The sequence below is a fragment of the Streptococcus sp. oral taxon 056 str. F0418 genome, assembly GCF_000220065.1.
GTDB lineage: Bacteria > Bacillota > Bacilli > Lactobacillales > Streptococcaceae > Streptococcus.
In genome coordinates, this window is sequence record NZ_AFQU01000001.1 from 1,777,412 (window position 1) to 1,800,655 (window position 23,244).

The window sequence follows — 23,244 nt, forward strand, 5'->3', positions numbered from 1 at the left end:
CTACCGCTTATCTAAAAAGCGGAGATTTTTTCAAGGAATCTTGTTATCATGGGCTCATAAGTTAAAGATTGGAGAAAATATCATGTTAGTCCAAGTAAAAAATCTGACCAAAGTTTATGGCGATAAGGTGGCAGTTAATAAACTCGATATTCAGATTGAGAGAGGAAGTTTTACAGCTATTCTAGGCCCTAATGGTGCAGGAAAGTCGACAACCATTCAGATGTTGATTGGACTTTTACAGCCGACATCAGGACAAATTACTTATGCAGAACAAACAAAGCTGGGGGTAGTCTTTCAAAATAGTGTGCTAGATGCCAATTTGACAGTAGTTGAAAATCTGCAAATTCGTGCCAAGCAGTACAAGCAGGTGAAAACAGGCAAGATTGAGCAGTTGATCGAGCAACTGGGGCTGACTAGCTTTGCCAAACAACGCTATGGGACACTTTCTGGCGGACAAAAAAGACGAGTCGATATTGCACGCGCTCTGCTCAATAGTCCCGATCTGCTTTTTTTAGATGAGCCAACGACAGGCTTGGATATCCAGACGCGCGAAAGCATCTGGGATCTTCTTAAGAAACTGCAACAAGAAGAAAAAATGACGATTGTATTAACAACACATTATCTAAATGAGGTCGATGATGCTGATCAGATTTATATTATAGATCATGGTCGCCTTATTGCAGAGGGGGCAGCTGATGCTATTAAGGCTCGCTATGCACAACATGTCCTACGCATCGTCAGTCAACAGGCTGATAGAGTCAAGCAAATTGTAGAGATGGAAAATGGGTATGAAGAAGTGGGGAAAGGAGTTTTTCTTTTTTATCCCGAGACGACGAGACAAGCTTTGGAATTATTAGAGCAGCTAGGTCTATATATTCAGCATTTTGAATTTCATCCTGGGACGATGGATGATGCTTTTATGGCAATAACAGGAAGAGAGGTACGGTAAATGTTGGCATTAGTAAAGAGAAATTTCTTGCTTTATTTTAGAAATCGTAGTGGAGTCATCCACTCCTTATTTGGTGCGATTATTCCTTTTGTTTTATATTTGGTTTTTTTAGGGAATAATATGAAAAAAGCATGGTCAATTGGTGGTGATCTTGTTGGATTACTGGATTTTTGGCTAATTGGTGGGACCTTGGCTGTTACAGCGTTGACAACAACTTTATCTGCTTTATCGCAGGCAACAAAAGACCGCGAAAACAGAGTGACTGATGATCTCTTTATTACTGATTTAGGTCAATGGGGGCTTCAAACGAGCTATCTCATGAGCAGTATTTTGATTGGTTTTTGTATGCAGCTTTTTATGTTTGTCCTTATGACAGTTTATTTCATGATAACAGATCAGATCGTTTTTGATTGGGGTCTGGTTTGGGAGTTGTTCATGTTACTACTTTTCAATAGCTTTCTATCGACCTTGGTTAATGCCTTGTTTATTCACTATTTCAAATCAGTGGATAGTTTGGGAAGATTCGCAACCATAGTTGGTACTGCCTCAGGATTCCTAGTTGGCACCTATATCCCTATCGGCACATTACCAAATTTTGCTCAATTTTTGATGAAACTCACTCCATCTAGCTACATAGCCTCTCTCTTTAGACAAGTCTTGATGGGGAATGACCTGACAAATATATTTAGAGGAAATTCTCTTGCTCAAGAACAATTTGAGAAGTCTATGGGTGTTCGTTTAGAATGGCAGGAACTCTTGACAAGGCAAGAAACTTACTATATAGTGGGAGTGATTATAGTAGTTGTTGCTATCCTATGGTTTTTACAAAACATGACTAGCCATCGCAAATTGAATGTAAAAGCTTAGTATCAATGAACAAAAGGAGCCATCACTTTGCAGACCAAATTCGAACCAGTTCCAGGTATTTCTGCCAATGATCCGTTGGTTATTATTCAAGCAGAACAGTTAGAAGCAGAAGCTAAGGATATTCTTGATTATTTACATCAATACAAATCTCTCCCAAGTGGAGTCCTCCCTATCAAGTCAGATGATAAACTCATTATGTTGAAGACAGACGATATTATCCTAGCAGATATTAATCAGACGACTCTGATGGTCTATAGTACAGATGGTATCTATACAACGACAGAGACATTGACTCGTTTTCAACAACGTCTCAATAGTCGGAATTTTATTCAGGTGTCGCGACATGCGGTCATTAATATCGACCATTTAGAGTCTTTATCTGATAGTTTTTCGGGCAATATGACTGCCAAGCTGACTCATAAAATCAAAACAGATGTCAGTCGTCGCTATGTCAAATCGTTGATGGATTATCTAGGAATTTAGGAGGTAAGCTATGAACCTAAAAAAATGGTTGCACCACATATTGTCTGGTATCCGAACGGGTAGTACAGTCTATCTGATTGTCCTTGCCCTTTCTATTCAAAAATCAGCACCAACGATCGGAAATATTATTAGTGTCTTTTTTCTGAGTGGCTTAATTGGGATGCTTGGCCCACTATTTGATATTTTTGATGAACGTTTTGCTCATTCTACTTTATTACTGTTTCACTTTTTAGCAGTTACAGGTTTGGTTTGCGTTTTTATGCTATATAATTCCTGGGGCATTTTACTTATCAAATGGCAATTTTGGCTGAATTTTATCTTAATTTATCTTTTTGTCTGGTTGTTTATCTATCTAGATACAAATGTAAAAACTAAAAAGATTAACAAAGTTTTGGACAAGCGTCGCTTAAAAAAGAATCTGAAATAATATCAGGTTCTTTTTTCTTGACAAATGATTTATAAATGATAAAATATGAATGAATATAAAATAATATTCACTCATTTATTCTTGATAGAAAGAGGAATTCTTGATGGATAAAAAATCGGCTTTATTGACAGCTGCTAGAGAAGTCTTTGCAGAAAAAGGATACAAAAAGACGAATATCTCAGATATTACAAGCCGTGCTTTGATGGCGGTCGGATCTTTTTACAACTATTATCCTTCTAAGGAAGCTATTTTCCTAGATGTCTATGTGGCGGAAAACAGTCGCGTACGTGAGGCAATTATGCAGCGTGTGGATTGGCAGGGAGATCCTGAGGCAGTCGTTGAAGAGCTATTTGCCATGACTTTTGAGCTAGTTTCACCTAATAAAATCTTGGCTGAATGGAACAAACCAGGAATTTCTCAACTCTTGCGAGACTACTATTATCAAGATGCTGGCCAAGAAGTCAATGCTTTTCATCAGTTTCTGATAAAGACTTTCAGTCAGCGCTTGCAGGAAGAAGGTTTTTCAGAGGAGAAAATTACGGAGATTATGAAGGTCTATGATCTGATTTATTACATCGACATGCATGTAACAGATCAAGAATTTTCAGGCTATTTTGACAGCCTCGAAACTCTGGTAAAATATTTTGTTAGAGGAATTTTTTCAAAATAATAAAAGTTCCTTTTCTTGAAGATTGATATGAATGAATATATAAAACTATTCATTCATTCCAAAAAAGGAGGTGATTAACATGTCAGACACTTTAAAAATAGAAGGGAGATCAATCCGATTATACAAGGAAAAAGAAATTAATTTTCTAAAATGAATGAAGAATAGGAAGTGAGGAAAATAATGAGTAAACAAGGAGGACATAGCATGAGTGGGATGACAATTTTAGGCATCTGTATGATAGCGATAGGTATTTTGATTGTTGCCTATGGCGGAGTGACGGTCGGTTTTAATTTTAGTTTGGACTTTCAGAGCTTTTTATTGGGAGGGTTGATTGTTGCCTTTCTTGGAATGGCTTTGATTCCGCTTCTTCCGATTGCTTGTAAAGTAGGTGGCTTGGCTTTAGTAAGCTTGTTATCTATTGTCTATATTCATAGTATGCCAAATGATTTTGAGTTGATGATGAAGCTCGTTGCGGATGTAGCAATCTTAGGGTTTTCAGCTTGGATTATGCTGTTGTTTTTGAGAAAGTAGGAGAAAGATATGATTATTGTCTATGATTCTAATACAGGAGTTGGCAAACGGTTTGCAGAATCCCTAGGGTATCCGACTCAGTCTATCAAAGAGAAGTTGGATGCTCCTTGTATCTTGATTACCCGCAATGCAGGTGCTGGGAAAATACCGTGGTCGACCAAGAGTTTTATCAAGAAACACCAAGGTTTGATTAAAGGATTTGTCAATAATGGTGATTCTATCAAGCATGGAAAGACCTATTGTGGAGCCACACCTTTGATAATTGAAAAATACGGTTTAGTGCATATTCGCAATATTGACCAAGGTGGCAATGACGAGGATATTCAAGCGGTACAAGAGTTTTTAGAAAGCTGTTAGTGAAAAATATAGTGTAAAAATCTCGTTCAATTTTTGACGACTCATGATAACAGGAGGATGCTTCTTTTCTTCCTACTAAAAACGAAAGGAAGAAGTTGCTGTCGATTTGAATGCTTCAGTGAGGGCTTGCTCTAGCTACTATATGATAAAATAAAATCAAGGGTGTAAAAATCTCTTGATTTTTCTTATCTTACAAAACTGTAAGGTTAATCTTCAAAATGAAAGGTTATGTTATGGAAGTTGAGCTTTTAATTCGATAGAATAGATGTATCAAATGAAGGAAGTGATACAAATGAAATTATTCAAAATCTTAAAACATAAAGAAAAACAGATGTTTCATCCTAGTCGCAAAGAAATCGAATTGACAAAGTTTGGCTATGAAGTTAGTCAATCCGCTCAACAGCTATACGTAGGATTTTAAAAAGGAGAAAAGATGACACTACTAGATGTACAACATGTGAAAAAAGTTTATAAAACACGCTTCCAAGGCAATCAAGTCGAAGCGCTTAAAGATATCCATTTTACAGTGGATGAGGGCGACTATGTAGCCATCATGGGTGAGTCAGGCTCAGGAAAGTCGACACTCCTCAATATCTTGGCTATGCTAGATAAGCCAACAGAAGGGCAAGTTTACCTGAACGGAACCGATACAGCGACCATCAAAAATAGCCAAGCTTCAAGCTTTCGTCGTGAAAAGCTGGGCTTTGTCTTCCAGGATTTCAACTTGCTGGATACCTTGTCTGTAAAAGATAATATCCTCTTGCCATTGGTCTTGTCCCGTCGCCCCATCACAGAAATGATGAAAAAGTTGGTCGTGACATGTAACGATTTGGGGATTAATAGTCTGCAAGAGAAGTATCCATACGAGATTTCAGGAGGACAGAAGCAACGGGTAGCGGTTGCGCGTGCCATCACCACAGATCCAGAGATTTTGTTAGCGGATGAGCCAACAGGAGCGTTAGATTCTAAATCTTCCGCCGCTCTTTTAGATGTTTTTGATGACATCAATGACCGAGGACAAACCATTCTCATGGTGACCCACTCAACGTCAGCAGCAAGCAGAGCAAAGCGTGTACTCTTTATCAAGGATGGAATTCTTTATAATCAGATTTTCCGAGGAGATAAGACGGAACGCCAGATGTTCCAAGAGATTTCAGATACTTTGACCGTTATGGCAAGTGAGGTGGGTGACTATGTTCAAACTAACTAGTAAGCTAGCTCTTTCAAATCTTATTAAGAATCGCAGTCTTTATTATCCCTTTGCTTTAGCAACTTGCCTTTCTGTTGCTATATCTTATATCTTTTTCTCACTGACATTTAATCCTCATTTGTCTAAGATGGTAGGAGCAAGTGCCATTTACATGGTGCTCTCTTTAGGGGTGTTTGTTGTCAGTATTACAACGACCATCATTGTTTTTTATGCCAATAGCTTTGTCATGAAAAACCGTTCCAAAGAGCTGGGACTTTATGGAATGCTCGGTTTAAATAAGCGCCATTTATTTTTAATGGTAATCATTGAGCTACTAATTTTTGCTGTGGTCTCTACGGGTATAGGTGTGGGAATCGGTCTGTTGTTTGATCAGTTGATTTATGCCTTTTTGCTGAAATTAATGGGATTACAAGTCGTCCTAGTCTCGACTTTTCAGCCATTTGTTCTGATTTTAGTTGTTCTTTTGTATGTGTTTGTCTTTTTCTGTATGATGATCAGCAACGGTTTGCATCTTCGGAAATTTGATGCCCTCCAGATGGTTAAAGAAAAGAATAGTGGAGAGAAAAAAAGTCGTTTTCTGATTTTGCAAACTCTAGTTGGTTTGGCTTCGCTTATTTATGGTTATTATTTGGCTTTGGGAGTGACTAATCCTATGGCTGCTATATTGATCTTTTTTGTAGCAGTACTCTTTGTGATTTTGGGGACCTATTTACTCTTTAATGCTGGAGTGACAGTATTCTTACAACTTCTTAGAAAGAAAAAGAGTTACTATTACAAGCCAAATAATATGATTTCCGTGTCTAACTTGATTTTCCGCATGAAAAAAAATGCAGTTGGACTTGCAACCATTGCCATTTTATCAACGATGGTACTGGTGACATTGTCTGGAGGTGCCAATATTTTTGCTGGTGGGGATTATATGCAGAAAGCTATGTTTCCCCATGACATTAGCGCTCAAGGGAAAAATATTAATGCCGAGCAAATAGATCAAGTGATGACAGAGTTTGCTCAAGAGCAACAACTGCCTGTTACAAAGAAAGTAGTCTACGAGTACTATACTATGGGGATCAATAGCCGTGTAGAGAATCAGCTAGAGATCAATTCTCGTGAGAAAAAAATGATGACTCCAAATACCTATATTTTAGCTGTATCAGAGGAGGCTTATAAAAGTATGACGGGAAAATCCCTTCATCTTGAAGATGGGGAAGTAGCGGTATATCGACAAGGTGTGAAGTTGGACTTTGGACAGGATGTTCAAATCGCTGGTCAACGCTTAAAAGTCAAAGAAGAACTAAAAGAAGACTTTATATTTGGCCATCTACCAGATCAGATGAATATGATGATACCCGAAAAGATTTATATGGTCATGAAAAATCCTAGTCAGTTCTTTACTCCGTTGATGGAGAAATATGCTGTTAATGTCAATTATTACGGTGGGATGACTTTTGATATTCCGCAAGAAAAACAGGCTGACTTAAAGACAGTTTATCAAGAAAAACTATCCACTTTTAACACCACTTTAGCGGATGATCAAGCCGTGTATGGTTCGGTAACGGCATACGCTAAGCAAGAGATTAAGGGAATGCTTGGCGGTATGTTCTTCATTGGTATCTTCTTATCGATTGTCTTTATGCTGGGAACAGTTCTCATCATTTATTATAAGCAAATTTCAGAAGGTTATGAAGATCGAGAGCGCTTTGTTATTTTGCAAAAAGTTGGTTTAGATGAAAAGCAAGTTAAACAAACGATTCGTAAGCAAATTTTGATTGTTTTCTTCTTACCTTTGATCTGTGCTTTCATCCATTTGATCTTTGCCTATCATATGCTGAGTTTGATTCTATCTGCTTTAGGCGTACTTAATACAGTACTTATGTTGATGGTAACCTTGGGAGTTTGTGCGGTATTCTTTATCAGTTATATCGTGGTCTTTATGGTGACTTCACGTAGTTACCGCAAAATCATTTCAATGTAATATCTATAGGAGAAGTCGGATTTTCCGACTTCTTTTTTTATTTACTATTTTGCTTTACATACTAGTTAAAAAACGTTATAATGTAAGAAAGGTAGTTTGTATTACAAAGTAGTCGAGAGACTGATTTGCAAGTTAGGTAGTAGTATGCGGTATTGGACTCGATTGAAGAGCATGGAAAATAGTGCTTTTCGCTTGTACTTCTATCAGTTTGCTTACGCTCTTCTGTATTAGGGAATCGAGTTGAACCAAAAAGCCATGTAAAAAAGATAAACTTTCTTGTGTTTATCAGATACATGGTCGGTTTCCTATTTTTACTTTGTGTTTTATGGACTTTGTATCTTAGTAAAAGGAGGCGAAAATGGATCAAACGCAACTTTTAAAGGGAATTTTGGAAGGCTGTGTGTTGGAAATGATTTCTCAAAAAGAAGTTTATGGTTATGAATTGATACAACTATTAAAAGAAAAAGGTTTTTATATTGTGGCTGGAACGATGTATCCTTTGCTGCAGAAATTGGAAAAGAAATCTTATATTCAGAGTCAACTTAAGATTTCTCTTGATGGGCCAGATCGTAAATATTTCTCTATCACAGATGAAGGGAGGATTTACCTGAATGGTTTTTGGGATCAATGGGAAAGTATTGCGACAGCTGTTGAGCATATTAGAGGAGGTCAGCTAGATGAAAAATGAAGAAACACATATTCAAAAGCTCATTCAGAAGACAAATGTACTGGTTAAAAGTCTACAACCAGCTAATCAAGCCTATTTTGTTGATTTAATTACATATATGGCATTGTCCTCTGTTCTTCATGATGAGGGGGCTGTGCGTGAGCAGCTATACCAGATGGTGTTGGACTATGCGGATGCTGAGAATGATGGTGTATCTGCTTCCGAATTTTTTGGGCAGGATCCGCAAGCCATGGCAGATGAATTGATTCGAAATAGCCCTCGGATCAGCATGCGTCAAGTTTTGGACATCAGCATATCAGTTGGTTTGATGATGGCACTTTACCGCTTGTTAAGTAGTTTTGCAAATACGTCTTATCTGTCCATTGCTCCGATTGTCTATCTCGGTGATATTGTGTTAGGCTTAACTTTTATTTTGCTTATTTTTGGATTGTTGTCTAAGACTGTTTATGTAGAACGTAAGAAGTGGCAACCTTGGCTGGTTAGCTCGGCTCTGATTGGATTAGGGCTTTTGGGGAGGCATCTACTCTCATCTGTTTTCGGAAATGTCCTTGTCTTTTTAATTCCTCATCCTTTGGATGTCTTTGTTTTGGGCTTAGTTTGCACGATTGTCATTGTGATTGTTTGGAAAGATCAGTTGCTCAAAGCTATGATTTTTCCGATTCTTGCTTTTTTCCTCGTAGGGTTACTGAAGCGATTAACAGAGGCGATGCAAATAACAGATACCCTATGGACGATTGGCCTTCCGTTAATCATAATTGTTTCTTCCCTGTTACTATTTTTTATATATAGTTGGAAAAGGATGCGGGACTAATTTCCTATTTTGAAATGGTTTGAAGTATGGTATAATGAAGCAACTATTGTTTAAGGGGGTTGAAATGAATATTTTTCGTAAAAAAGATACCAGCAAAACAAGAACAGGAATGAAGCAACATCTGAAAATTGTAGACTTGATTTTACTCGGAATTGGTGCCATGGTAGGAACAGGAATCTTTACGATTACGGGGATTGGTGCGGCTAATTATGCTGGTCCGTCCTTGATTGTATCGATTGTGATTTCAGCTTTATGTGTGAGTATTTCAGCCCTTTTTTATGCTGAATTTGCTTCTCGTATTCCAGCTAATGGTGGAGCATATAGCTATATTTATGCTGTTTTTGGTGAGTTTCCTGCTTGGATAGCAGGTTGGCTGACAATTATGGAATTTATGACTGCTATTTCAAGCGTTGCCTCAGGTTGGGCCTCTTACCTTAAAGGCTTGTTAGGGGGATTTGGGATAGAAATGCCGGCTGCTTTAAATGGTACATTCAATCCTCAAGCTGGAACGTATATTGATTTATTGCCGATCTTAGTATTGGTATTTGTAACGGGGGTTGTTCTTCTGAATTCTAAGGCTGCTTTACGATTTAATTCAGCCTTAGTGGTTTTGAAATTCTCTGCTTTAGCTCTGTTCATTATTGTAGGTCTTTTCTTTATTAAGCCGGAGAATTGGTCTAACTTTGCTCCGTTTGGATTTGGAGAACTTTATGGAGGTAAAGTCGGTATCATGGCTGGTGCCTCACTCATGTTCTTTGCTTTTTTAGGATTCGAGTCTATTTCGATGGCAGTAGATGAAATCAAGGAGCCTCAAAAGAATGTTCCGCGAGGGATTGTGCTATCTTTGACTATTGTAACGATTCTCTATATTTTGGTGACTTTGGTCCTGACAGGGATCGTTCACTATACAAAACTCAATGTTTCAGACGCAGTGGCCTTTGCTTTACGTAGCGTAGGATTATCATGGGCCGCAAATTATGTATCGGTAGTGGCCATTTTGACCTTGATTACCGTCTGTATTTCGATGACATATGCTTTGTCACGCATGATTTACAGTATTGCACGTGATGGACTGTTGCCATTCTCTTTTAGACAGTTGACAACGACCAGCAGGGTACCAAAGAATGCAACGATTCTAGTAGGGATAGTTTCTGCTATTTGTGCAGGGATATTTCCTTTAGCGAGCATTGCTTCTTTCCTTAACATCTGTACATTGGCTTACTTGATTTTATTGGCTTTTGCGATTTTGAAATTGCGAAAAGATAAAGGAATGCCGAAACCAGATGAGTTTAAGACACCTTTTGTACCTGTATTGCCGATTTTGTCTGTTATTATTTGCCTATCCTTTATGACTCAATATACCCAAGAAACGTGGCTGGCTTTCGGCATTGCCTTGTTATTGGGGACGTTGATTTACTTTGGATACGGCTATCAGCATTCGGAAATTCATTCAGATTAGTCTTACAAAAATGTAAGAAATAGCGTGAAAATGTAAGACAGAGTTAAGGTAAGTGGCTCTGTCTTTTTGTATAATAAAACCTGAAAGGCAAGGTGCATGAATGAAAAAAGGATGTATAGGTTGTTTAGGAAGTTTAGTCATTTTATTGCTTGCTGGTTTTGGAGCATTGCTTTATTTTGGTCCAGCTTATGGTGTGAATATTTTTCCTCCTAGTCCACAGCAATACGCAGAAGCAGCCCTAAAGAAGATGGACTTTGGTTTGTATACGGGTCCTGATTGGCCCCAGCAAAAGAAGCAAGCTATGAGAGACCTTCAGTCTGCTAAAACATATCAGGATACCTATCTAACTTTGCAAAAAATGGCTGAGCTATCAGGTGGAAAGCACTCACATTTTTATAGTAGCAGTGAAATAAAAAAGAAAAACAAGCATTGACCAATCTCCCCGATATACAACTATCTGACGGTGTCTTGAAGATTAAACTACCAGCATTTATGGGTGATGATCGGACAAGAGAATCATATATTACGCGCTTGAGGGACGGACTTAATCAAACAGGGTATCAAGCTGTCATTCTTGACTTGCAGCAAAATAGTGGGGGAGATATTTATCCTATGCTAGCAGGTTTAGCTACACTTTTGCCAGATGATGATTTGTTTCAATTTATCTACAAGGATGGCAGTAAGGAGACGTTTAATCTAGCTCAAATCATAGCTCAAAAAGGTTTGTCTAAAATCGTAGCGAATCCTAAGAAATTAGCGATTAAGAAACGTGCAGTTCCCATAGCTATTTTGATTGATGGTCAGACTGCTAGTTCAGGAGAATTGACAGCTTTGGCTTTCAAGAATCTCCCAAATGTGAAGGTGTTTGGCCAAGCTACGGCAGGATATACATCGGGCAATATCCCTTATCCTCTGTATGATGGCGCTCTTTTACAGCTGACGACTTCCCGCATTCAAGACCGATCAGGAAAAATCTATGAAAACACTCCTATTGAACCAGATCAAGTAAGCTATCATCCGCTCGAAGATGCGCAAAATTGGCTAAAGGAAATGAGAAGAGAATAAGGCAACCGAAATGGTTGCTTTTTTGCTATAATGGATACAAAAGCTATTGAGGTGGCAAATGATTCGTGAAGTTAAACTAACAGATGCCTTAGCTATTCAGAGACTCAACGCTGAATGCTTGGGCTATGATTTTGGCAAAGAAGCAACAGAAATTCAACTTAAGCGTTTGCTAGAGAATGATCAGCATATTATTCTGGTAGCTGAAGAAGATGAACAGATTGTAGGCTACATCCATGCGGCCAGCTATGATTGCCTTTATTTTTCACCTTTACTTAATCTACTTGCTCTGGCGGTCTCTCCTGATTTTCAAGGAAAGGGACATGGCAGAGCACTTATGGAAGCCTTGCGCGAAAAGGGACAAGCAGCAGGTTACACAGGTATTCGGATTAACTCTGGTATTTCCCGCACGGAAGCCCATACATTCTACCGTAGACTTGGTTGCCATGAAAAGGCGGATCAAAAGCGATTTTATTGGGAATTTTGAAAGGAAGTCTATGAAAATTGAACCATTGAGTCAATCGCATGCTTTAGAGATTGCTAATGACTGGCATTATGAGGCGCCTTATGAATTTTATGATATGAAAAATGATCCTGAGGATTATGAAGAGATTATTTCCCTAGAAGCGCGTGGTAATCGTTATTATCAAGTGCTGAGAGAAGGGAAACTATATGGATTTTTTTGTATTGAAGCTAAAGGAGAAGGGACCCTTGAGCTAGGCTTGGGCCTTAAGCCAGAGCACTGTGGAAAAGGTCAAGGCGCTGCATTTTTACATAAGATTCTAGGCTTTATAGCAGAGAAATTCGCGCCTCAGGTTCTTTCTTTATCAGTGGCTGATTTCAATCACCGTGCCCAGCAGCTTTATCTCAACATGGGCTTTGAAGTGGTCAGACGCATTCCTCAAGAAAGTAATGGGAATATTTATCTTTTTGTAGAGATGAAAAAGAGTAGCTAAGTTTTAAAGTTTATCCCAAAAGCAACAGAGAAAAAAGATGACAGTCAGAAGTGAATGTTTATATAAATAGCAACAGAAACAAGGAGAAAACCATGACATTTGAAGAAATTTTACCAGGTCTCAAGACCAAGAAAAAATATGTGCGTACAGGCTGGGGTGGGGCAGAGAACTATGTTCAACTCTTTGACACGATTGAGCAAAATGGCGTAGCACTTGAAGTGACACCTTACTTCCTCATCAATGTTTCTGGCGAAGGAGAAGGGTTCTCTATGTGGAGTCCGACACCTTGTGATGTCCTAGCAAATGATTGGGTGGAAGTTCATGACTAAGACAGTTTTAGTGACCGGGGCCAGCTCTGGTATTGGACGAGCTCAAGCTAAGATCTTTTTGGAAAATGGTTACCGAGTCTATGGGGTGGATAAAGATGAAAATCCAGATTTTTTAGAGAATTCCCATTTTCTCCAGCTAGATTTGACGGGGGATTTGACACCACTTTTTACTAGCTTACCTGAGGTAGACATTCTCTGTAATACTGCGGGGATTTTAGATGACTATCGTCCACTACACAAGACTAGTGATGAAGCATGGGAGCAAGTACTTGCTCTTAATCTAACTGCCACCATGAAAATCACCCGTTTTTATCTAGAAAAAATGCTTGAGAAAAAATCGGGTATCATCATTAATATGTGCTCTATTGCCAGCTTTCTGGCTGGCGGAGGCGGTGCTGCTTATACCGCCTCCAAGCATGCTTTGGCTGGCCTAACCAAGCAGATAGCCCTGGACTATGCAAATAACAATATCCAAGTATTCGGTCTGGCTCCAGGGGCAGTAAAGACAGCTATGACAGCCATTGACTTTGAGCCAGGTGGCTTAGCTGATTGGGTCGCTGAGGAGACGCCTATCAAGCGCTGGCTGGATCCTCAGGAAGTGGCAGATGTTACCCTCTTTCTGGCTAGTGGTAAGGCTTCTGCTATGCAGGGTGAGATTATCAAAATCGACGGTGGTTGGAGTTTGAAATAAGTGAATGAGGAAGAAGACAATGAGAAAAGCTACAGCCCTTTTCCAATCCTGGTCTAAAAATATGGTTCGCTATGGCTTGTCTACTGGTTTAGGGAGGCTCTATTCTAATCAAGTGGAGACAGCTGCTCTCTACCAATTAGGAAACTTTCTTTTTCCAGCTGGTCAAGCAGATCGGGATTTATGGCAGGATTATACTAGTCAGTATGGCCTGGCTGAAAAGATTATCATTTCTGAGGATTTCAGCTGGCGAGAATTTTTAGACAGTCAGAGTGAGCTACAACCATTTACTCGCTATGCTTTTTCAGACAAGATAGACTTTGATGCAGAGGCTTTGGAGAAATGGCAGAGCAATTTACCGGCTGGTTTTCAGCTTTGTCCGATTGAGGAGGATAGCTACTTAGCTCTAGCTGAGGAGGTCTGGTCTCAGGATTTGCAGGGGGACTTTGTTGATTTTGCTCATTTTCAAGTAGCTGGTGGCTTTGGCTTTGTGCTCTACTTAGAAGAGGAAGTCGCCGCAGCAGTATCAACAGGTTTAGTCTATGAAAAGGCGATTGAGATTGAAATTGCTACTAAGCCGGTCTACCAAAGAAAGGGGTTGGCTAAGCTCTTAGGCGCTCAGATGATTTTAGAGGCGCAAAAACGATCACTTATTCCTCTCTGGGATGCGCATAATGTAGCTTCTATGAAGGTCGCAGAAAGCCTAGGTTACCGATTTCTAGGTGCCTATCCGGCTTATGAATTAAAAGAAACTTTTTGGAAAGGATAAGAATATGACGCCGAAAGAAATGTGGATGGCCTACAAGAAAATCAATCCAGAAATTAGCGATGAGTTTGACGCTTGGGCATTTGGGGTATCGGCAGATGACTTGGCTAACTTAGTAGTACGTGGTGAGAAGACAGCTACTGCTTCAGCTTATGAACTCTACAAGCTTGAAAATGAGCCTCTGCCACAGGCTGGAAGTTTTGATGTCATTTTAGACAGTCAGGATAGGGCAGTTTGTATTATCGAAATCACGAAAGTCTCTGTATTGCCTTTTAACCAGGTATCGTCAGACCATGCCTTCAAGGAAGGAGAAGGAGATAAATCCTTGTCCTACTGGAAGCGAGTCCATCAGGAGTTTTTTACGAAATGTTTGGCAGAAGCTGGTTTGGAATTTTCCTCTGAGACTGGTGTTGTTTTAGAAGAGTTTCGCAAGGTCTATCCACTGGATTGATGAGAGTCTATCATATTTGATAGACTTTTTATAATTTCTTGACAAACTTTAATAAAAATATTACTATTAGGTATATAAAGGTGACGGAGGTAACCAATGGACAAGCTTATTTTAGGTCTGCTTATGATAAAACATTTCACAGTTTATGAGATTCGCCAGATCATTCGCCAGAATTTCACTAGTATCTGTAGTGATAGTCTGGGCAGTATTCAGGCCGCTTTGAAAAAACTATCTCAGCAGGAAGCGGTGACTTTTTCAGAGTATGTTGAAAAAGGAAAAATGAAAAAAGAATTCTCTCTTACACCCGTTGGACGGCAGTTGCTTTTGGACTGGCTTAAAACTCCTATTGATATGGGCAAAACCAAAAATATGGATTTGGGGAAATTTCTATTTATGGGCTATCTTCCGCGGAAGCTACAACTGGATATGCTGGATTTAACCATTAAGGGTCTTGAGAAAGAACTCCGACAGTTGCAGGATATCAAAAACTCCATTCGACTTGCAGAGGAAGAAGCTGAGATTCAGATTTACTTGGAGCAAAATAGTCACTTAGTTGCCGGACTTTTGGAAGCAAGCCAAGCTAGTAATTTGGCAGAAAGTATTTCTCAGGTTGCTTATTTTGAGCTCAAGACCTTGGAATTTGGGATTGATTCCGCACGCTTCCAGTTAGATTGGTTTAAGAAGTTGCGTCAGCAACTAGCTGAAGAAAATAAGGAGGTTTAGTATGGTAACCATCAGAAAAGCGGTTGAAGCTGATCGACCAGCAGTTGCAAACAGTATTATCACTGCCTTTGACAATGATTTCTCTGCTTTCATTAAGCAATTCGGCCGAGAATTTGTACTTAACTTTATGGAGCAAGTTCTGCAAATGAAGTACTTTTACGTTGCTGAGCAAGCTGATCATATCATTGGTATCTTAGCCATTTCAGATGCGAATGGCCGAGCCACCAAGTTGGATCGACAGCAGTTGACTAAGAGTTTTGGTCGGTTCAAAACCTTTCTGCTTGGCCTAGGTTTCAGTGATTTTGAAAAGCTAATCAAAATCCCTGCGACTACTGGCTATATTGAGTATGTGGCGGTTGATGCTAGTCAGCGAGGTCAGGGATTGGCTCAGAAAATGCTAAAAGAAAGTATGAGGATAGCTGGTTTTAAAGACTATGTTCTGGATGTTAAGGATAGTAATGAAGTTGCCATCCGCTGCTATCAAAAGCTGGGTTTCCGAGAATTCACCAGAAAGAAGAAACCTTTTCTTAATCCTCTAAAAGATTTCAAAGAATTTATCTGGATGGAACGATTAGCCGATTGATCTTATCGTGAGATAGACTGTTTGGTTGGTTACAATATTGATTAGGAGTAGACAAGAAGCTCCTTTTGATAATTTAAGTCCATCTCACGTGTGTTTCAGCTCTTTTGAAAAGAAAAACTATTTTTTATATTGTACTGCACCTCAAAAGTTAGACACAAAAAATCTAACATTTGGGGTGTAGTTCATTCATATCTATACTGATTTTTTTAAAAGCCTGATTATTCTTAGGGAAAATTTGGTGAAGTCAAAGAATAGGCAACCTAGATGTCTTATTTTTAATTTTTAAAAAAATCTCTTTAGTGGTATAATAATAGTGACATTTTAGAGAAAAGAGTTCATTTATGACAAATTATGCCGTTATTTTAGCTGCGGGGAAAGGCACTCGCATGAAGTCAGATTTACCAAAGGTGTTACACAAGGTTGCAGGAATTTCCATGCTGGAACATGTTTTCCGAAGTGTCAATGCCATTAATCCAGAGAAGACCGTGACTGTTGTAGGCCACAAGGCGGAGTTAGTCGAGCAAGTTTTGGCAGGTCAGACAGACTTTGTCCGTCAGACCGAGCAGTTGGGAACGGGTCATGCCGTGATGATGGCAGAGCCTGTTTTGGAAAATCTGACAGGTCAGACGCTGGTCATTGCTGGCGATACTCCTCTGATTACAGGAGAAAGCCTGAAAAATCTGATTGACTTTCATATCAACCACAAGAACGTTGCGACCATTTTGACGGCAGAAGCAGACAATCCTTTTGGTTATGGTCGGATTGTGCGTAATCAACATGGCGAAGTGCTGAAAATTGTGGAGCAAAAAGATGCTTCGGACTTTGAGCAACAGATAAAGGAAATCAATACAGGAACCTATGTTTTTGATAACGCTAGTCTTTTTAAAGCCTTGAAAAACATCAATACCAACAATGCTCAAGGCGAATACTATATCACAGACGTGATTGGAATTTTCCGTGAAAATGGTGAAAAAGTCGGCGCTTATACGCTGAAAAACTTTGATGAAAGCTTGGGTGTTAATGACCGTGTGGCTTTAGCTACAGCTGAGGGTGTCATGCGTCGCCGGATTAACAAGCAACATATGGTGAACGGTGTCAGCTTTGTCAATCCAGATGCGACCTATATCGATGTGGATGTAGAAATTGCACCTGAAGTTCAGTTGGAGGCTAATGTCACTCTAAAGGGTCAGACCAAGATTGGGGCAGAGACTATTCTGACTAATGGTACTTATATCGTCGATTCGGAAATTGGTGAGCGTGCTGTCATCACAAACTCTATGATTGAAGAGTCGAGTGTAGCTGATGGGGTAACGGTCGGTCCTTACGCTCACATTCGTCCAGGTTCTAGTCTGGCTAAGGATGTCCATGTCGGAAATTTTGTAGAAGTTAAAGGATCGTCAATTGGCGAAAATACCAAGGCTGGTCATTTAACCTACATTGGAAACTCTGAAGTTGGTGCTAATGTCAACTTTGGTGCAGGGACCATCACTGTTAACTACGATGGTCAAAATAAATACAAGACAATCATCGGCGACAATGTCTTTGTAGGATCAAATTCGACTATTATTGCACCAGTTGAACTTGGAGATAATTCCCTAGTTGGTGCTGGATCAACGATTGATAAGGATGTGCCTGCAAATGCCATTGCCTTGGGACGTAGTCGCCAAATCAACAAGGAAGATTATGCTAAGCGTCTTCCCCATCACCCTCAAAATAAGTAGATTGTATTATGGAATTTGAAGAAAAAACTGTCAAACGGACAGAGATTTACCAAGGACCAATTTTTAAAGTGGTCCAGGATCAGGTAGAGCTACCAGAAGGAAAAGGGCAAGCTCAAAGAGATTTGATTTTTCATAACGGTGCGGTGGCTGTGATTGCCATCACTCCGGAAAAGAAGATGATTTTAGTTAAACAGTATCGTAAGGCAGTTGAAACGACTTCTTATGAGATTCCAGCGGGTAAGCTTGAAGCTGGTGAACATGCAGATCCCAAAGCAGCTGCCCTGCGAGAATTAGAAGAAGAGACAGGCTACACCGGTCAGCTAGAGCTCATCTATGATTTCTACACTGCCATCGGTTTTTGCAATGAGAAAATCAAGCTCTACAAGGCTAGTAATTTGACGAAAGTCGAAAATCCTCGCCCCCAAGACGAAGATGAGACATTGGAACTGTTTGAGGTCAGTCTAGAGGAGGCACATCAGTTGCTACAAACTGGTGATATTTGTGATGCCAAGACCATCATGGCTCTTCAATATTGGGAAATGCAGGAAAATCAAAGATAGGGGGAGAACCTATGGGAAGACCTTTGTTAACTGATGAAATGATTGAGCGGGCAAACCGTGGAGAGATTGTGACAGATATTCCTATTCTGGATGATGAGGAAACCAAGGTGTTGAAAATGGATCGAGATAGATTTGGCTATGCTACACCACAATCAGAGTCTAGTCAGGATACCTTGCAAATAGAAGTAGAACGAGAAGTTGTCAAAAGTCGTCGGATTGAAAATCAAAAACGAGGAGTTTTTCAATCAAAATTGAATAAAATTTTGTTTTGGATTATCTTGCTACTAGTCGCTTTGATTGCAGCCATAATCTGGTTATAAAAAGAGGTGGAAAGGCTTGGGCTTTTTCACTTTTTAGAAGGGATAGAAAATGATGAAAATTGGAATAATCGCAGCAATGCCTGAGGAATTAAAGAATTTACTAGAGCATTTAGAACATCCAGAAAAACACCTACACCTTGGTCATGTTTATCACACTGGCTCCATTGGTCATCATGAAGTGGTGCTAGTGGAGAGTGGAATTGGTAAGGTTATGTCTGCGATGAGTGTCGCTGTTTTGGTCAATGACTTTAAGGTAACAGCTGTGATCAATACAGGCTCAGCTGGAGCAGTAGCAGAAGGTCTGGCTGTCGGTGATGTGGTGGTTGCAGACCGTCTAGTATACCATGATGTAGATGTGACGGCCTTTGGCTATGATTATGGTCAGATGGCAAGACAACCCCTCTATTTTGAAGCTAGTCGTTATTTGGTATCTGAAATGAAGAAAATTTTGGAAAAGACCAATCAAAAAGCTAGAGTAGGGTTGATTGCGACAGGAGACAGCTTTATTGCTGGTCAAGATAAGATTGATCATATCAAGGAACATTTCCCAGATGTCTTAGCTGTTGAGATGGAAGGAGCAGCCATTGCCCAGGCTACTCACTCTATTGGCCTGCCCTTTATGGTTATTCGAGCAATGAGCGACACAGCTAGCCATGATGCTAATGTCACTTTTGATGAATTTATTATTGAAGCTGGTAAACGCTCGGCGGAAACCCTGATTCAGTTTTTAAAAGAGTTAATCTAGAGTAAGATCGACCTAGTCGGTCTTTTTCTATTCTTGCCAAAAAATCCCTTTTGATGGTATAATCAAGGAACTGCAATCAATGATAGAGGAGAAAAAATGAGTATCTTAGAAGTAAAAAATCTCAGCCACGGTTTTGGAGACCGGGCTATTTTTGAGGATGTATCTTTCCGTTTGCTTAAGGGGGAGCATATCGGACTGGTCGGTGCCAATGGTGAGGGAAAATCGACCTTTATGAGTATTGTAACAGGTAAAATGCTGCCGGACGAAGGCAAGGTTGAATGGTCTAAGTATGTGACGGCTGGCTATCTGGACCAACATGCTGTATTGGAGCAGGGCCAAACTGCCCGTGATGTCTTGCGCACGGCCTTTGACGAGCTTTTCAAGACAGAAAGTCGCATCAACGACATCTATATGAGCATGGCAGAGGATGGAGCGGATGTGGATGCCCTCATGGAAGAGGTGGGTGAGTTGCAGGATCGTTTGGAGAGTCGAGATTTCTATACTCTAGATGCCAAGATTGACGAGGTCGCACGTGCTCTGGGCGTCATGGACTATGGTATGGAAAGCGATGTGACTGAGCTATCTGGTGGACAGCGGACCAAAGTTCTCTTGGCAAAGCTTCTTTTAGAAAAACCAGATATCCTGCTCTTGGACGAACCAACCAACTATCTAGATGTTGAACACATTGATTGGCTCAAGCGCTATCTACAAAACTATGAAAATGCCTTTGTTCTGATCTCGCATGATATTCCTTTCCTGAATGACGTGATCAATATCGTCTATCATGTGGAAAATCAGCAACTGACCCGTTATTCTGGTGATTATTACCAGTTCTTAGAGGTCTATGAGATGAAAAAATCTCAGCTGGAAGCGGCCTACGAGAGACAACAGAAAGAAATTGCAGATCTCAAAGACTTTGTAGCTCGTAATAAAGCCCGAGTGGCAACTCGTAATATGGCTATGTCCCGTCAGAAAAAGCTGGATAAGATGGACATCATTGAGTTGCAAAGTGAAAAGCCAAAGCCTTCCTTTGACTTCAAGTCTGCCCGGACACCTGGCCGCTTTATCTTCCAAGCTAAGGATTTGCAGATTGGATATGATCGTCCGTTAACTCAACCCCTTAACCTGACTTTTGAGCGCAATCAGAAGGTAGCGATTATCGGGGCAAATGGGATTGGAAAAACAACCCTGCTCAAGAGTTTGCTAGGGATTATCCCGCCTATCGCAGGTCAAGTCGAGCGCGGGGACTATCTGGAGCTGGGCTATTTCGAGCAGGAAGTCGAAGGCGGTAATCGTCAGACACCTCTGGAAGCAGTCTGGAACGCTTTTCCGGCCTTTAATCAGGCAGAAGTCCGAGCAGCTTTGGCCAGATGTGGCTTAACTTCCAAACATATAGAGAGCCAGATCCAGGTCCTTTCAGGTGGAGAGCAGGCCAAGGTTCGCCTTTGCCTCCTTATGAACCGAGAAAATAATGTTTTGGTACTAGACGAGCCGACCAATCACCTAGATGTAGATGCCAAGGAAGAGCTGAAGCGAGCTTTGAAAGAATACAAGGGTAGCATCCTCATGGTCTGCCATGAGCCAGATTTCTATGAAGGTTGGATGGATCAGATTTGGGATTTTAATCAATTGACATCATGATGTTTTTTGTCTAATTTTTGCTAAAACATAAGAACTTATACAAGCAAACACCTTGACAAATAAGAAAAAAATGATAATTTTGTTAAATAGCAGTACTTTGCAATTTAAGAAATGAGAATGATAATGAAAGAAAAAGTGATCAAATTTTTTAAGTCATTTTTTGCTGGACTAACTTTCCTTTTTTAGTTTTTCTTCTCCTACAGCTTATGCAGTTACAGAACTAACTGAAAATACCGATTTATCAGCGCTAAATCTCTATCAGTTCACATTGACACAGGCTAATATGGAAGTATTAAGCCAGAGTGGAGTTGTTGAGCGGGATTATATTCCGGCTAGTGGAAGTTGGGCAGAAAGTACAGTATTCTCCTTAAGGGTAGATAAGAGTCAGAGCAGGCAAACCATAGATGCTCCTATTAAACTAAGGTTTAATAATGCAGGTGTTGTCAATGGTAAGGTCGTGGATGTTTATGTGACTTTTAACAGTATAGATGCCTATCGAGTTCAGCAAAATGCAGATTATTACAATCCCAATAAAACAGTTGTCCCATTCTTGACAATAGATGAAAACTGGGGAACAAAGTCTATTCAGATAATGGACTATATCTGGGCACCGCACCCAAACATCACAAAAGATATGTATGGAAGTTTTGCTTTAGATGCCAATGTAACAGCAGAACTAAAATACCAAGATGGTACACCGACAGATCTCAAAATGGTAATGTTGCCGTCAGATATTGATGTGGCTCTCAATGCTTTAGGACGGGAAGAAACATTTTCAATTTTTGACAATGATACGGCGTCAAGTAAGATTATAAAAAATCCTTCCTATGCGCTAACAAAAACAGTAACTGGAAATAAGACGACCTGGCATCCGACTAAAGAAACTGCTGGTTCTTGGAATGAACATAATATTTCTGGATTTGCGGTTCGTTCTGAGACCAACGCGATGCATTTTGAGTCTACGACAACGGCAGTCAGTGGAAGTCTTTTTGGATTTTATGCAGAGACTCCTAAGTCTCCAGTGAAACAAGTTTCGACGGATAAGGTACCTTCATTAGCTGGTCAAGCAGTTGATTATACGGCTAAATATACAATGCCAACTCCCGGTAAAGATATTATTGGTTCTGTATCATCAATGCAGATGATTGAAACATTTGATGATCGTCTGGATTTTCAAAGCTTGAGTGTTCGCTTTGATGGTCGAACCTTATCAGAAGGTGGCGACTATTCTGTGTCTCGTAATGGTCAGAAAGTGACGGTTACTATAGCTTCTAAGTATTTGACTGCTAGCAATGCTGGCAAAGAATATATAATTACTTATAAAACGAAGACAAATAGTAAGATTGTACAAAATAGAGCTGTAATTGAAAATCAAGTCACTCATTCAGTAGATAATATTTTACTTCCGTCAAATAAAGTTACAACAAATGTTTTATTTAAGAAGACGCATCAGTTTATAAGTGGAACACCAAATAAAAACTTGCCAACTGAAGTATTGAACTTACTTCCTCAAGAGCAAAATGGATTGGAAAATGGTACAAGAGTTACTCCAGAGTCGCCAAAAGGCAATAAGACAAAGGTCAGTGTGGCAGATGGAAATTGGACTTTCCAAAGTTACGATAAATCATCTGAAACAATCCAAGACAAAGATGCTCATTTTATTGGAATGTGGACATTCGAAGAATATGAAGCACCAGTGAAAGAAGTATTTAACAGCGATGGTATCAATATCGATAATCAAGAAGTTAAGCCTGGGGATGAGTTAACTTATAAGATTACCTATAAAAATACAACTGATAGCAATAAACAAGTTACGATCACGGATGTCATTCCAAATTATACTGAATACGTTAGAAATTCATCCAGCCATTCAATCGTTCAGAATAAGAGATGGCTTAAATGGACAGTAACTGTTCCAAAGGATAAAACAGTCACAATCCAATTCAAAGTTAAAGTCGATAGTAAAGTAGATGGTCAAGAGCTAAATAATACAGCAACTGTTACATTTGGTAGCACTGCTTTAAGTACCAACACTACAAAAAATAAAACCCCTTTTAAAAAGTATGTCCTACCAGAAACGGGTGGACAGGGGACGATTTATTATCTATTCGGAGGTGCTGTTTTGACAACTATTTCAGCTCTTTGGTTGATTCGCCGTTTTAAACAAACGATGACTTCATAAAATAGAGACCATTTAAAGGCGGTGATGATAGAGCGTTGTGATGAGACAAGCTTTCCTGTTTAAGGAAGGATAATTATAATTATTTCGTAAAAA

Annotated in this window: 29 protein-coding genes and 1 pseudogene; all 30 read left to right on the forward strand. The window is 39.6% G+C overall.

The features are described from left to right. Positions 1-82: 82 nt before the first annotated feature. The 30 genes and pseudogenes from HMPREF9182_RS08810 to HMPREF9182_RS11100 all read left to right on the forward strand — a co-directional run bounded on the left by HMPREF9182_RS08810 (position 83) and on the right by HMPREF9182_RS11100 (position 23,151). On the forward strand, positions 83-949 hold the full coding sequence (locus HMPREF9182_RS08810; RefSeq protein WP_009443210.1) for an ABC transporter ATP-binding protein: 867 nt from the start codon (positions 83-85) through the stop codon (positions 947-949). Continuing rightward, on the forward strand, positions 950-1,816 hold the full coding sequence (locus tag HMPREF9182_RS08815; RefSeq protein ID WP_009754212.1) for an ABC transporter permease: 867 nt from the start codon (positions 950-952) through the stop codon (positions 1,814-1,816). 27 nt (positions 1,817-1,843) lie between these two features. Beyond that, positions 1,844-2,299 (forward strand): LytTR family DNA-binding domain-containing protein, encoded by a 456-nt coding sequence (locus tag HMPREF9182_RS08820; protein ID WP_009443534.1) that lies wholly within the window; start codon positions 1,844-1,846, stop codon positions 2,297-2,299. Between the two features lie 10 nt (positions 2,300-2,309). Further along, complete coding sequence (locus tag HMPREF9182_RS08825; RefSeq protein ID WP_009754523.1) at positions 2,310-2,726, forward strand: DUF3021 domain-containing protein; 417 nt, start codon at positions 2,310-2,312, stop codon at positions 2,724-2,726. 103 nt (positions 2,727-2,829) lie between these two features. Beyond that, positions 2,830-3,396: a TetR/AcrR family transcriptional regulator gene (locus HMPREF9182_RS08830; RefSeq protein WP_009754617.1), complete on the forward strand. Its 567-nt coding sequence runs from the start codon at positions 2,830-2,832 to the stop codon at positions 3,394-3,396. Positions 3,397-3,576: 180 nt separating this feature from the next. After that, positions 3,577-3,927 (forward strand): hypothetical protein, encoded by a 351-nt coding sequence (locus HMPREF9182_RS08835; protein WP_037602853.1) that lies wholly within the window; start codon positions 3,577-3,579, stop codon positions 3,925-3,927. 9 nt (positions 3,928-3,936) lie between these two features. After that, positions 3,937-4,284 carry a class Ib ribonucleoside-diphosphate reductase assembly flavoprotein NrdI gene (locus tag HMPREF9182_RS08840; protein ID WP_009754899.1) on the forward strand — a complete coding sequence of 116 codons (348 nt, stop codon included), beginning with the start codon at positions 3,937-3,939 and terminating at the stop codon, positions 4,282-4,284. 292 nt (positions 4,285-4,576) lie between these two features. Next, positions 4,577-4,705: a hypothetical protein gene (locus tag HMPREF9182_RS11005; RefSeq protein ID WP_009443878.1), complete on the forward strand. Its 129-nt coding sequence runs from the start codon at positions 4,577-4,579 to the stop codon at positions 4,703-4,705. Positions 4,706-4,717: 12 nt separating this feature from the next. Next, positions 4,718-5,494 carry an ABC transporter ATP-binding protein gene (locus tag HMPREF9182_RS08845; protein ID WP_009443642.1) on the forward strand — a complete coding sequence of 259 codons (777 nt, stop codon included), beginning with the start codon at positions 4,718-4,720 and terminating at the stop codon, positions 5,492-5,494. Next, the gene (locus HMPREF9182_RS08850; RefSeq protein ID WP_009754883.1) at positions 5,478-7,466 is read left to right on the forward strand and encodes an ABC transporter permease; all 1,989 of its coding nucleotides are present in this window, start codon (positions 5,478-5,480) and stop codon (positions 7,464-7,466) included. The genes HMPREF9182_RS08845 and HMPREF9182_RS08850 overlap by 17 nt, the downstream gene beginning before the upstream one ends. A gap of 358 nt (positions 7,467-7,824) precedes the next feature. After that, a complete protein-coding gene (locus HMPREF9182_RS08855) occupies positions 7,825-8,154 on the forward strand; it encodes a PadR family transcriptional regulator (protein ID WP_009443604.1) in 330 nt (109 codons plus the stop codon). After that, a complete protein-coding gene (locus HMPREF9182_RS08860; protein ID WP_009754623.1) occupies positions 8,144-8,965 on the forward strand; it encodes a hypothetical protein in 822 nt (273 codons plus the stop codon). The genes HMPREF9182_RS08855 and HMPREF9182_RS08860 overlap by 11 nt, the downstream gene beginning before the upstream one ends. Positions 8,966-9,029: 64 nt before the next feature. Beyond that, complete coding sequence (locus HMPREF9182_RS08865) at positions 9,030-10,424, forward strand: APC family permease (RefSeq protein WP_009443384.1); 1,395 nt, start codon at positions 9,030-9,032, stop codon at positions 10,422-10,424. A gap of 100 nt (positions 10,425-10,524) precedes the next feature. After that, a complete protein-coding gene (locus HMPREF9182_RS11010; RefSeq protein ID WP_009754409.1) occupies positions 10,525-10,857 on the forward strand; it encodes a hypothetical protein in 333 nt (110 codons plus the stop codon). Beyond that, entirely contained in the window at positions 10,854-11,489 is a 636-nt protein-coding gene (locus HMPREF9182_RS08875; protein WP_009443156.1) for a S41 family peptidase, read from the forward strand. Before HMPREF9182_RS11010 ends, HMPREF9182_RS08875 begins: the two co-directional genes overlap by 4 nt. A gap of 58 nt (positions 11,490-11,547) precedes the next feature. Beyond that, positions 11,548-11,973 carry a GNAT family N-acetyltransferase gene (locus tag HMPREF9182_RS08880; RefSeq protein WP_009443903.1) on the forward strand — a complete coding sequence of 142 codons (426 nt, stop codon included), beginning with the start codon at positions 11,548-11,550 and terminating at the stop codon, positions 11,971-11,973. A 10-nt stretch (positions 11,974-11,983) separates the two neighbouring features. Then, complete coding sequence (locus HMPREF9182_RS08885) at positions 11,984-12,442, forward strand: GNAT family N-acetyltransferase (protein WP_009443922.1); 459 nt, start codon at positions 11,984-11,986, stop codon at positions 12,440-12,442. 92 nt (positions 12,443-12,534) lie between these two features. Next, complete coding sequence (locus tag HMPREF9182_RS08890) at positions 12,535-12,771, forward strand: DUF2829 domain-containing protein (RefSeq protein ID WP_009754726.1); 237 nt, start codon at positions 12,535-12,537, stop codon at positions 12,769-12,771. Then, entirely contained in the window at positions 12,764-13,462 is a 699-nt protein-coding gene (locus tag HMPREF9182_RS08895; protein ID WP_037602854.1) for a 3-oxoacyl-ACP reductase, read from the forward strand. Before HMPREF9182_RS08890 ends, HMPREF9182_RS08895 begins: the two co-directional genes overlap by 8 nt. Before the next feature lie 19 nt (positions 13,463-13,481). Beyond that, on the forward strand, positions 13,482-14,228 hold the full coding sequence (locus HMPREF9182_RS08900) for a GNAT family N-acetyltransferase (protein ID WP_009443740.1): 747 nt from the start codon (positions 13,482-13,484) through the stop codon (positions 14,226-14,228). 4 nt (positions 14,229-14,232) lie between these two features. After that, a complete protein-coding gene (locus HMPREF9182_RS08905) occupies positions 14,233-14,676 on the forward strand; it encodes an ASCH domain-containing protein (RefSeq protein WP_009754695.1) in 444 nt (147 codons plus the stop codon). A 96-nt stretch (positions 14,677-14,772) separates the two neighbouring features. Further along, positions 14,773-15,399: a PadR family transcriptional regulator gene (locus HMPREF9182_RS08910; protein ID WP_009443660.1), complete on the forward strand. Its 627-nt coding sequence runs from the start codon at positions 14,773-14,775 to the stop codon at positions 15,397-15,399. Between the two features lies 1 nt (position 15,400). Continuing rightward, the gene (locus tag HMPREF9182_RS09650) at positions 15,401-15,982 is read left to right on the forward strand and encodes a GNAT family N-acetyltransferase (protein ID WP_009755010.1); all 582 of its coding nucleotides are present in this window, start codon (positions 15,401-15,403) and stop codon (positions 15,980-15,982) included. Between the two features lie 341 nt (positions 15,983-16,323). Beyond that, entirely contained in the window at positions 16,324-17,703 is a 1,380-nt protein-coding gene (gene glmU / locus HMPREF9182_RS08920) for a bifunctional UDP-N-acetylglucosamine diphosphorylase/glucosamine-1-phosphate N-acetyltransferase GlmU (RefSeq protein WP_009443985.1), read from the forward strand. 8 nt (positions 17,704-17,711) lie between these two features. Beyond that, entirely contained in the window at positions 17,712-18,263 is a 552-nt protein-coding gene (locus HMPREF9182_RS08925; protein WP_009754266.1) for an NUDIX hydrolase, read from the forward strand. Positions 18,264-18,274: 11 nt separating this feature from the next. After that, entirely contained in the window at positions 18,275-18,583 is a 309-nt protein-coding gene (gene macP / locus HMPREF9182_RS08930) for a cell wall synthase accessory phosphoprotein MacP (protein ID WP_009443246.1), read from the forward strand. 52 nt (positions 18,584-18,635) lie between these two features. Beyond that, positions 18,636-19,328, forward strand: a complete 693-nt coding sequence (locus tag HMPREF9182_RS08935) for a 5'-methylthioadenosine/adenosylhomocysteine nucleosidase (RefSeq protein WP_037603142.1) — start codon at positions 18,636-18,638, stop codon at positions 19,326-19,328. Between the two features lie 96 nt (positions 19,329-19,424). After that, the gene (locus HMPREF9182_RS08940; protein ID WP_009443515.1) at positions 19,425-20,969 is read left to right on the forward strand and encodes an ABC-F family ATP-binding cassette domain-containing protein; all 1,545 of its coding nucleotides are present in this window, start codon (positions 19,425-19,427) and stop codon (positions 20,967-20,969) included. Between the two features lie 265 nt (positions 20,970-21,234). Next, positions 21,235-21,912: pseudogene (locus HMPREF9182_RS11095) on the forward strand (Sgo0707 family adhesin); the annotation flags it as partial. Positions 21,913-21,915: 3 nt separating this feature from the next. After that, complete coding sequence (locus tag HMPREF9182_RS11100; protein ID WP_369665120.1) at positions 21,916-23,151, forward strand: Sgo0707 family adhesin; 1,236 nt, start codon at positions 21,916-21,918, stop codon at positions 23,149-23,151. The last annotated feature ends 93 nt before the right edge of the window (positions 23,152-23,244 follow it).

Coding starts and splice junctions, on each gene's coding strand:
- HMPREF9182_RS08925 (WP_009754266.1), top strand. CDS start 17,712: ATGGAATTTGAAGAAAAAACTGTCAAACGGACAGAGATTTACCAAGGA.
- HMPREF9182_RS08840 (WP_009754899.1), top strand. CDS start 3,937: ATGATTATTGTCTATGATTCTAATACAGGAGTTGGCAAACGGTTTGCA.
- HMPREF9182_RS08810 (WP_009443210.1), top strand. CDS start 83: ATGTTAGTCCAAGTAAAAAATCTGACCAAAGTTTATGGCGATAAGGTG.
- HMPREF9182_RS08880 (WP_009443903.1), top strand. CDS start 11,548: ATGATTCGTGAAGTTAAACTAACAGATGCCTTAGCTATTCAGAGACTC.
- HMPREF9182_RS08835 (WP_037602853.1), top strand. CDS start 3,577: ATGAGTAAACAAGGAGGACATAGCATGAGTGGGATGACAATTTTAGGC.
- HMPREF9182_RS08815 (WP_009754212.1), top strand. CDS start 950: ATGTTGGCATTAGTAAAGAGAAATTTCTTGCTTTATTTTAGAAATCGT.
- HMPREF9182_RS08885 (WP_009443922.1), top strand. CDS start 11,984: ATGAAAATTGAACCATTGAGTCAATCGCATGCTTTAGAGATTGCTAAT.
- HMPREF9182_RS08940 (WP_009443515.1), top strand. CDS start 19,425: ATGAGTATCTTAGAAGTAAAAAATCTCAGCCACGGTTTTGGAGACCGG.
- HMPREF9182_RS11100 (WP_369665120.1), top strand. CDS start 21,916: ATGCATTTTGAGTCTACGACAACGGCAGTCAGTGGAAGTCTTTTTGGA.
- HMPREF9182_RS08935 (WP_037603142.1), top strand. CDS start 18,636: ATGAAAATTGGAATAATCGCAGCAATGCCTGAGGAATTAAAGAATTTA.
- HMPREF9182_RS09650 (WP_009755010.1), top strand. CDS start 15,401: ATGGTAACCATCAGAAAAGCGGTTGAAGCTGATCGACCAGCAGTTGCA.
- HMPREF9182_RS08900 (WP_009443740.1), top strand. CDS start 13,482: ATGAGAAAAGCTACAGCCCTTTTCCAATCCTGGTCTAAAAATATGGTT.
- HMPREF9182_RS08845 (WP_009443642.1), top strand. CDS start 4,718: ATGACACTACTAGATGTACAACATGTGAAAAAAGTTTATAAAACACGC.
- macP (WP_009443246.1), top strand. CDS start 18,275: ATGGGAAGACCTTTGTTAACTGATGAAATGATTGAGCGGGCAAACCGT.
- HMPREF9182_RS08825 (WP_009754523.1), top strand. CDS start 2,310: ATGAACCTAAAAAAATGGTTGCACCACATATTGTCTGGTATCCGAACG.
- HMPREF9182_RS08895 (WP_037602854.1), top strand. CDS start 12,764: ATGACTAAGACAGTTTTAGTGACCGGGGCCAGCTCTGGTATTGGACGA.
- HMPREF9182_RS11010 (WP_009754409.1), top strand. CDS start 10,525: ATGAAAAAAGGATGTATAGGTTGTTTAGGAAGTTTAGTCATTTTATTG.
- HMPREF9182_RS11005 (WP_009443878.1), top strand. CDS start 4,577: ATGAAATTATTCAAAATCTTAAAACATAAAGAAAAACAGATGTTTCAT.
- HMPREF9182_RS08890 (WP_009754726.1), top strand. CDS start 12,535: ATGACATTTGAAGAAATTTTACCAGGTCTCAAGACCAAGAAAAAATAT.
- glmU (WP_009443985.1), top strand. CDS start 16,324: ATGACAAATTATGCCGTTATTTTAGCTGCGGGGAAAGGCACTCGCATG.
- HMPREF9182_RS08865 (WP_009443384.1), top strand. CDS start 9,030: ATGAATATTTTTCGTAAAAAAGATACCAGCAAAACAAGAACAGGAATG.
- HMPREF9182_RS08850 (WP_009754883.1), top strand. CDS start 5,478: ATGTTCAAACTAACTAGTAAGCTAGCTCTTTCAAATCTTATTAAGAAT.
- HMPREF9182_RS08830 (WP_009754617.1), top strand. CDS start 2,830: ATGGATAAAAAATCGGCTTTATTGACAGCTGCTAGAGAAGTCTTTGCA.
- HMPREF9182_RS08855 (WP_009443604.1), top strand. CDS start 7,825: ATGGATCAAACGCAACTTTTAAAGGGAATTTTGGAAGGCTGTGTGTTG.
- HMPREF9182_RS08860 (WP_009754623.1), top strand. CDS start 8,144: ATGAAAAATGAAGAAACACATATTCAAAAGCTCATTCAGAAGACAAAT.
- HMPREF9182_RS08910 (WP_009443660.1), top strand. CDS start 14,773: ATGGACAAGCTTATTTTAGGTCTGCTTATGATAAAACATTTCACAGTT.
- HMPREF9182_RS08905 (WP_009754695.1), top strand. CDS start 14,233: ATGACGCCGAAAGAAATGTGGATGGCCTACAAGAAAATCAATCCAGAA.